Annotated in this window: 10 protein-coding genes and 1 pseudogene; 8 read left to right on the top strand and 3 right to left on the bottom strand. The window is 67.7% G+C overall.

Annotated features, from left to right (window positions below):
* Window positions 1-239, top strand: a pseudogene (locus ON45_RS23050) (hypothetical protein); the annotation flags it as partial.
* Between the two features lie 96 nt (window positions 240-335).
* On the opposite strand, the gene smpB reads toward ON45_RS23050, so the two are convergent.
* Window positions 336-845, bottom strand: coding sequence for an SsrA-binding protein SmpB (smpB, locus tag ON45_RS09285; protein WP_051062796.1), 510 nt, complete (start codon window positions 843-845; stop codon window positions 336-338).
* Between the two features lie 47 nt (window positions 846-892).
* On the opposite strand from smpB, the gene ON45_RS09280 reads away from it, so the two are divergent.
* The 3 genes from ON45_RS09280 (at window position 893) to ON45_RS09270 (ending at window position 2,922) form a co-directional block, all read left to right on the top strand.
* Complete coding sequence (locus ON45_RS09280) at window positions 893-1,309, top strand: M67 family metallopeptidase (protein ID WP_040493371.1); 417 nt, start codon at window positions 893-895, stop codon at window positions 1,307-1,309.
* A 67-nt stretch (window positions 1,310-1,376) separates the two neighbouring features.
* Entirely contained in the window at window positions 1,377-1,796 is a 420-nt protein-coding gene (locus tag ON45_RS09275) for a hypothetical protein (protein WP_040493370.1), read from the top strand.
* A 121-nt stretch (window positions 1,797-1,917) separates the two neighbouring features.
* Window positions 1,918-2,922, top strand: coding sequence for a PLP-dependent cysteine synthase family protein (locus ON45_RS09270; RefSeq protein ID WP_051062795.1), 1,005 nt, complete (start codon window positions 1,918-1,920; stop codon window positions 2,920-2,922).
* Here ON45_RS09270 and ON45_RS09265 read toward each other — a convergent pair.
* A complete protein-coding gene (locus ON45_RS09265) occupies window positions 2,913-3,725 on the bottom strand; it encodes a cobalamin-dependent protein (protein WP_040493369.1) in 813 nt (270 codons plus the stop codon). The two genes, ON45_RS09270 and ON45_RS09265, sit on opposite strands and share 10 nt — an antisense overlap.
* Before the next feature lie 122 nt (window positions 3,726-3,847).
* On the opposite strand from ON45_RS09265, the gene ON45_RS09260 reads away from it, so the two are divergent.
* The 4 genes from ON45_RS09260 (at window position 3,848) to rdgB (ending at window position 6,494) form a co-directional block, all read left to right on the top strand.
* Window positions 3,848-4,207, top strand: coding sequence for a WhiB family transcriptional regulator (locus tag ON45_RS09260; RefSeq protein ID WP_051062794.1), 360 nt, complete (start codon window positions 3,848-3,850; stop codon window positions 4,205-4,207).
* A gap of 86 nt (window positions 4,208-4,293) precedes the next feature.
* Window positions 4,294-5,100: a glutamate racemase gene (gene murI / locus ON45_RS09250; RefSeq protein ID WP_040493367.1), complete on the top strand. Its 807-nt coding sequence runs from the start codon at window positions 4,294-4,296 to the stop codon at window positions 5,098-5,100.
* 30 nt (window positions 5,101-5,130) lie between these two features.
* Window positions 5,131-5,904 (top strand): ribonuclease PH, encoded by a 774-nt coding sequence (gene rph, locus ON45_RS09245; protein WP_040493366.1) that lies wholly within the window; start codon window positions 5,131-5,133, stop codon window positions 5,902-5,904.
* Entirely contained in the window at window positions 5,901-6,494 is a 594-nt protein-coding gene (gene rdgB, locus ON45_RS09240; protein WP_040493365.1) for an RdgB/HAM1 family non-canonical purine NTP pyrophosphatase, read from the top strand. Before rph ends, rdgB begins: the two co-directional genes overlap by 4 nt.
* On the opposite strand, the gene ON45_RS09235 is transcribed toward rdgB, so the two are convergent.
* The gene (locus ON45_RS09235; protein ID WP_040493364.1) at window positions 6,475-7,428 is read right to left on the bottom strand and encodes an endonuclease/exonuclease/phosphatase family protein; all 954 of its coding nucleotides are present in this window, start codon (window positions 7,426-7,428) and stop codon (window positions 6,475-6,477) included. The genes rdgB and ON45_RS09235 overlap by 20 nt on opposite strands.
* Window positions 7,429-7,465 lie beyond the last annotated feature (37 nt).

Below are 7,465 nucleotides of genomic sequence, written 5' to 3'. Positions count from 1 at the left end.
CCGACCTGGAGGGTTACCAGGAGGCAGCAGGTGCATTCTTCGAGGAGATCACCGGGGGCGAGATCTCGCCCGACGATCTGATCCCCGGACTCGAGGAGCACGTGCGGACGCTGACACTCGCCATCGACGACTTCGTCGCCGGTGACCCGGCTGCCTTCACGGACCTCCGTGCGGCCGGCCAGCACATGCCGATGGCAGCGCTGCTGCTGTCGACCGGCATCGTCGCCGCCACGAGCTGACCACGGCCGAACGAGCCCACCTCGCCGAGAGGTGGACTCCGGTTCGTCAACTCCCCATTCGGGCCCCGCACAGCGATGTGCGGGGCCCGAACGCGTCTAGGTCCCGTACTTGTTCGCCCGGTTGAAGGCGGTCTCCATCTCGCGGTCGGCGTCGCGCTCGGCCAGGTTCTGACGCTTGTCGCCCTTCGTCCGACCCCTCGCCAGACCGAGTTCCATCTTCGCCCGTCCGCCCTTCCAGTAGAGGCGCAACGGCACGATCGTCAGTCCGCCCTGGGCGGTGCGCATGTCGAGTTTGTCGATCTCGGCGCGATTGAGGAGCAGCTTGCGTTCGCGGTCGGGGTCGTGGGCTCCGAAGCCGATCGCGTTGGTGTACGGGGGGATGTGGATGCCGTCGATCCACATCTCACCGCGACGCACGCGGGCGTACCCCTCGGCGATCTGGGCGTTTCCCTCGCGCAGGCTCTTGACCTCGCTCCCGGTGAGCACCATCCCGGCCTCGTAGGTGTCGAGGATGTCGTAGTCGCGGTAGGCGCGCTTGTAGCTGGCGATCAGCTGCGTGCCGTCGGTCGGCTTCGCCTTCTTGGTCTTCTTGCCCTTCTTCGCCATCAGACGAGCGAGGGTACCGACACGCGTCGATCGCTACGCTCTCGACCGTGTTCGAGGTCACCAGCGACGTGTACGCCCAACTGGTCGGCCTGGCGCTCGACGAGTACCCGCTCGAGGCGTGCGGGCTCATCGCGGGTCCGTTGTCGGCCGAGGGTGGCCCGGGCGATGTCGGCCGGGTCTTCTACCCGTGCCACAACGACGAACGTTCCGCGCGAATCTACACCGTGAACCCGAAGGACTTCATGCGTGCCGAGGTCGACGCGGACGATCGAGGGTGGGAGATCAACTCGGTGGTGCATTCCCACACGCACTCCGAGCCGTACCCGAGCCCGACCGACGTCGATGCCGCGGTCTCGCCCGCTTGGCATTACGTGATCGTCAGCCTCAAGCGCGAGGCGCCCGAGGTACGCAGCTATCGCATCGTCGCCGGCGAGATCGTGTCCGAGCCGATCGTCGTCATCTGACCGACCGATCCGTTCACGTCTCGGATGCCGAGATGATCCAGCGCGGCAACGGTGACGAACACCGTGTATGGACCTCTCCCGAATCCTCCGGGTCGTTGCCGCGGTGGCTGCGCTGATCGCCGGCTACGCGCACCTCTCGCTCTACAACGACGGCTACTCCGACATCCCGGTCGGCAACATCGGCACCCAGTTCCTGCTGAACGCCATCGGGTCCGTGTTCATCGCGGCCGGTCTCGTCGTCCCGATGTTCGTCGCCGGGCTGCCCGTCGTCGCCAGGATCGCAGGTCCGGCTCTGGGCGTCCTCTGGGGAGGGATCTCCCTGCTCGCGTTCTTCGTCGCCCGGACCGAGTCCGGCTGGTTCGGCTTCGTCGACATGTCGGGGCTCAATCCGTCGCCCGAGGCACAGCTGTCGGTGTTCCCCGAGATCGTGGTGGTACTCGCCTGCGTGGCGCTGCTCGGGCTCGCGGTGCGGTCGGAAGCCGACTGACGTTGCCCGGGCCTCCATCGGGGCGGCCGGGTCGGACTTGCGATCGACCGTCGGTAGAATCCCGACGAAGGAGATCGGAATTGTCGGAATAGCGACCTCGACCTCCACGTTGGACCCCACGATGAGCGCGATTCCGAACCCATCCACCGCCCCGGCTCCGTCGATCGCCGCTCCTGCAACGCGGCATGCCGGCGTGCTCGACATGGTCGGCAACACGCCACTCGTCGATGTCTCGAACCTGTCGCCGAACCCCGACGTGCGGATCCTGGCGAAGATGGAGATGCAGAACCCGTTCGGTTCGGTGAAGGACCGCATCGCCAAGCTGATGATCGAATCGGCCGAAGCCGACGGCCGGTTGCAGCCCGGTCAGACGATCCTCGAGCCGTCGTCGGGCAACACCGGCATCGCGCTCGCTGCGATCGCGCAGCTGAAGGGCTATCCGATCAAGATCATGATGCCGACCTCGGTGTCGATCGAGCGTCGCCAGATGCTGGAGATCTTCGGCGCCGAGATCATCCTCACGCCGGGGGAGGAGGGCTCGAACGGAGCGGTCGCACGTGCGAAGACGCTCGCGGCCGAGAACCCCGACTGGTTCTTCCCGTACCAGTACGCCAACGACTCGAACCCCCGGGCGCACTACGAGGGAACCGGTCCGGAGATCGTGCGTGATGCTCCCGAGATCACCCACTTCGTCGCCGGCCTCGGCACGAGCGGCACCCTCATGGGGACCGGGACGTTCCTCAAGGAGTACGACCCGTCGATCCAGATCATCGCCGTCGAGCCGCCGCTCGGTGAGCGCGTCGAGGGCCTGCGCAACATCGGCGAGGGCTACATCCCGCCCGTCTTCGAGAACTGGAACGGGTACGACCTGCTCGACCGCAAGCGCGTGGTGCGACCCCGCGAGTCGATCGAATGGACACGCCGTCTCGTCAACGAGTGCGGCATCTTCGCCGGAATCTCGGCGGGAGCTGCATTGGCCGGCGCCGCGAAGGTCGCCGGTCAGATCGAATCGGGCACGATCGTGTTCGTCGTCAGCGACGGCGGCTGGAAGTACCTGTCGACCGGCGCGTACACCGACGATCTCGACGATGCCGAGGCGGCAGCCGAGAAGATCATCTACTTCTGAGGTTCTCGTCGGCCGACCCTGCCGTCGACCGCACCCTGGACCTCCTCGAGGAGGTCGCTGAGTGTCCGGCCCGCACCGCCGACGAGGGTGGGTGTCCCCGACTTGCGGATTCTGACGGCGGCCCGTTCGGCCCGCGTCCGTACCTCCGGGCTGGTCAGCGAGATCACGGCCACGTCGACCTCCTCGCGGGAGGCACAGAACGCCAGGAGTTCCTCGCCCGGAGTGTGCGCCCCGAGGTGGTGGACGCGCCAGTTCGCCTCTCGAAGCGCAACGGCCGCCATCGTGGTCGGCAGAGAGTGCAGATCACCGGTGATCGCCGCCACGACGACGGTGCCCTTTCGACGACCGCGAGGGTTGGGAAGCAGGTCGCCGAGGACCCGCTCGACGATCGCGGACGCACGATGCTCGACCGAGATCGTCACGCTCCCGTCGGCCCACGCCTCTCCGATCGCCCGGAGCGGCGGGGCGATGACCGATTCGACGAGTTCGAGGATCGTCGTCCCCTCATCGACGAGGCTGCGCGCGATCTTGCGCACCGCGTACTCGTCGCCCGCCAGCAGAACCTCGTGCATGTGCGTCGACTGGCGGTGCAAGCGCGCCGGGCTGGGTGCCTTCGGTGCCTGCGGGCGTTGACGACTCGCCCTCATTTCGGCGACGTCGCGGGCAGAGATTCGATACTTCCCCGCCGTCAGCTGGGCGGGTAGCTGTCCGTTCCGCACCCACCGGTATGCGGTCTGGTAGTGCACGCCGAGGGCGTCTGCCGCGGACTGCAGCTCCAGCGTCGGCTCGGCGTCGTCATCCACGAAGCGCACGTTACGCGACGCGACATGAAAGCGCGCTGACCAGAGCTAAAGTAAAGTAAACGATACTAAAATGCTGCGATCCGCATCGGGACACACCCGAGGCGCAGTCGAAAGGAAGGCTGATGGCGACTTCACCACTCCAACTCCTCGACGGCACCGCCGGAGCCGGCGCGCCGGGGTCCTCGAACGGCGACTGGAAAATGCACGCCGCGTGCCGTGGTCGGCTGGAGCTGTTCTTCGCCCGGAAGGCGGAACGTCCGCAGGCTCGAATTCGCCGGCAGGAAAAGGCGAAGCGCCTGTGCGACGGTTGCCCCGTACTCGACGAATGTCGAACAGCGGCACGGAACAACCGGGAGTACGGATACTGGGCCGGCGAGTCGGAAGAGGACCGTCATCTGCTCGGGTTCCGCGTCACCGCGCCGATCGGCGTGCGGGCACGCGCGGCCGACCGGGAGGAGAAGCCGCAGGACCGGAGCGCCTGAGTCGCTGTCCGGCCCGGAGCTCACATCCGTGACGGGCATCGGTCGAGAAGCTCCCGGTGTCGAGAGGGGCAGTACCCTGTCGGCCGATGAGCGGGCCGATCGGGATGTTCGATTCGGGGTTCGGCGGGCTGACCGTCGCCCGGGCGATGATCGACCTGCTCCCGTCGGAAGACCTCGTCTACATCGGTGACACCGGTCGGTACCCGTACGGATCGAAACCGCTGGACGACGTGCGGGGGTTCGCCACCGAGATCACCCGGAGCCTCGTCGACGACTACGGCGCCAAGGCGATCGTCGTCGCCTGCAACACCGCCACAGCGGCAGGGCTCGACGAGGTCCGTGCGGCGATCGACGTCCCCGTCATCGACGTCATCACGCCCGGGGTGAAAGCTCTCGTCGCGACCACCACGACGGGCCGCGTCGGTGTCATCGGCACCGTCGGCACCGTCTCCTCCGGTGCGTATCCGCACGCGATCGCCGAGACCGGCGTGCCGGTCAGCCTGACGAGCGCTGCCTGCCCCGGATTCGTCGAGTTCGTGGAACGCGGCAAGACGACCGGCGATGAGGTGACCGTGCTCGCCGAGCGGCTGCTGGCGCCGCTCGTCGCCGCGGATGTCGATGCGCTGCTCCTCGGATGCACCCACTATCCGTTCCTCGCCCGCACGATCGGCGAGGTGATGGGTCACGGCGTCACCCTGGTGAGTTCCGCCGACGAGACGGCATTCGCTGTCCGCCGCCGTCTCGGCGAAGCCGGTCTGCTGCGAGAGGACGATCGTCAGGGAGCACACCGGTTCGCATCCAGCGGCGACATCGACGTGTTCCGTGAACTCGGCGGCCGTCTGCTCGGCCCCGAACTCGATCACACCGAGCCCTGGCCATCGACGTCGGGATGACGCTCGGCCGCGGCCGGTAGGTTCTCGGACATGACGAGACCAGACGGCCGCAGCGCCGACGAACTCCGCCCGATCACCTTCGAACGGGACTTCACCGAGATGGCCGAGGGCTCCGTGCTCGTCAGCTTCGGACAGACCCGCGTGCTCTGCACCGCCAGCGTCGACGATGACGTCCCCCGTTGGATGCGCAACTCCGGCAAGGGCTGGGTCACCGCCGAGTACTCGATGCTCCCCGGTGCCTCGCCCGAACGGATCAACCGCGAAGCCGCGAAGGGCAAACAGAGCGGCCGCACCGTCGAGATCCAGCGTCTGATCGCTCGGTCGCTGCGCGCTGCGTGTGACATGAAGGTCCTCGGCGAGCGACAGGTCACCGTCGACTGCGACGTGCTCCAGGCCGACGGCGGAACCCGCACCGCCAGCATCTGCGGTGGTTTCATCGCACTCCACGATGCGCTCCAGCGCGTGGTCGATCGTGGCGACCTCGCCCGGAACCCGCTCCACTCGTTCTGCAGCGCGATCAGCGTGGGAATCGTCGACGGGAACCCGATCCTCGACCTCCCGTACGTCGAGGACTTCGCGGCCGAGGTCGACATGAACGTCGTGATGTTGCAGGACAACACCGACGGGCGGCCGACGGGCGAGGCGCGCTTCGTCGAAGTGCAGGGCACGGCCGAGGGGATGGCGTTCTCCCGATCCGAACTCGACGCACTGCTCGGACTGGCCGAGGGTGCCTTGACGACCATCGCATCGATGCAGGCCGACCTGCTGGCGACCCCACCGACGGCTCGTCCGGCGCAGCGGTGAGCGACCTTCCGCAACTGGTCTGCGCGTCGGCCAATCCGGACAAGGTCGCCGAAATCGCGCAGTTGCTGGACGGGGTCGTCGAATTGCTCCCGCGCCCCGCCGAGGTACCGGACGTGGTCGAGGACGCGGACACGCTCGTCGGTAACGCTCGATTGAAGGCGGTGGCGATCGTCGAGGCGACGGGACTTCCCGCCGTCGCCGACGACACCGGCCTCGAGGTCGACGCCCTCGGCGGAGCACCCGGGGTCTACACCGCACGCTACGCCGGTGAGGGCTGCAGCTACGCCGACAACCGCCACAAGATGCTCGCCGAGCTCGACGGGGTCGAGGACCGGTCGGCCGCGTTCAAGACCGTTGCGCTCGTGCGTTGGCCCGACGGCCGGGAACTCGCGATCGAAGGGGTCTGTCCTGGATCGATCGCCACCGCCGAGCGCGGCGACGGAGGTTTCGGCTACGACGCGATCTTCGTGCCCACCGAGGGTGGGGGAGCGACGTTCTCCGAGTTGGACGCCGATGCGAAGAATGCGATCTCGCACCGCGGGCGCGCATTCCGCGGTCTGCTCGCCGCGCTCAGTTCTCCGCAGGCTTGACCGTCACCACGAAGCCGGCGTGATCGCTGCCGGGCACCTCGAAGTCATCGACATCGGTCGAGACGAGACCGTTGCCGGTGAGCGCGTGATCGAGACGCACGAACGGTGGAACGAGCTCGTCGGTGGGCCACGAGGGTGACCATCCACGTCCGTGTGCGATGTGGGCATCGACGAGGTCGTGGTCCAGGAGGGATCGGAACACCGGGTTCCAGTACGAGGCGTTGAAGTCGCCGATCATCAACGTCGGAACGGCGGCGTCGCCCGCCCGGTCCCCGAGTGCGTCGAGGTCCGCGGACCACGCATCATGGTCGTGGATCGGCGTGGGCGGATGCACGCCGAGGACGAGGATCGGTCCGTCGGGGCCGTCGAGGTCGGCCTCGATGACTCGGCGCGAGGTCTCCGGCTGGGACGATTCGGTGAGCGGGAACTTCGACCACATCGCCATCCCGCCCGCGCCTCGGAGCGCGTGGTCGATCCGATACGGATAGCGATCGGCGAGGGCGTGGGCGAGCAGAGTCTGCTGGTGCGGCACGGTGTACTCACTGAACACGATCACGTCGGGATCACGCCGGAGGAGGTCGTCGGCCAACAGATCCACCGACGGGTTGCTGTACAGCAGGTTGATCGATGCCGCGCGGAGACCGGCGGCGTCCGCCCGCACCGGATCCTGCCCCGCCGGGAACACGATCGGTGCCGCCAGCAGGAGTGCCGCGATCCCGACCGAGGCCGAAGCGACGGCGAGCGTGTGGGAGCGACGCCACACGGCACCTGCCGCGACGCCCACGACGATCGGGATCCCGAACGGTGTGAGCGCCTGTGCGCTCGACAGAGCTCGCGTCCCGTCCACACCGGCGGCCTGGGACAGCATCACGGCGCCCATTCCCGCGACCGCGGACCATCCGATCAATTCGGCGATCTGCCGTCCGCGCCTCATCGGCCGAAGGCTAGGACGCCGCTGCCCCGCAACGCTG

This window comes from Ilumatobacter nonamiensis YM16-303 (assembly GCF_000350145.1).
Taxonomy (GTDB): domain Bacteria; phylum Actinomycetota; class Acidimicrobiia; order Acidimicrobiales; family Ilumatobacteraceae; genus Ilumatobacter_A; species Ilumatobacter_A nonamiensis.
This window is presented reverse-complemented; position numbering and strand designations above follow the sequence as displayed.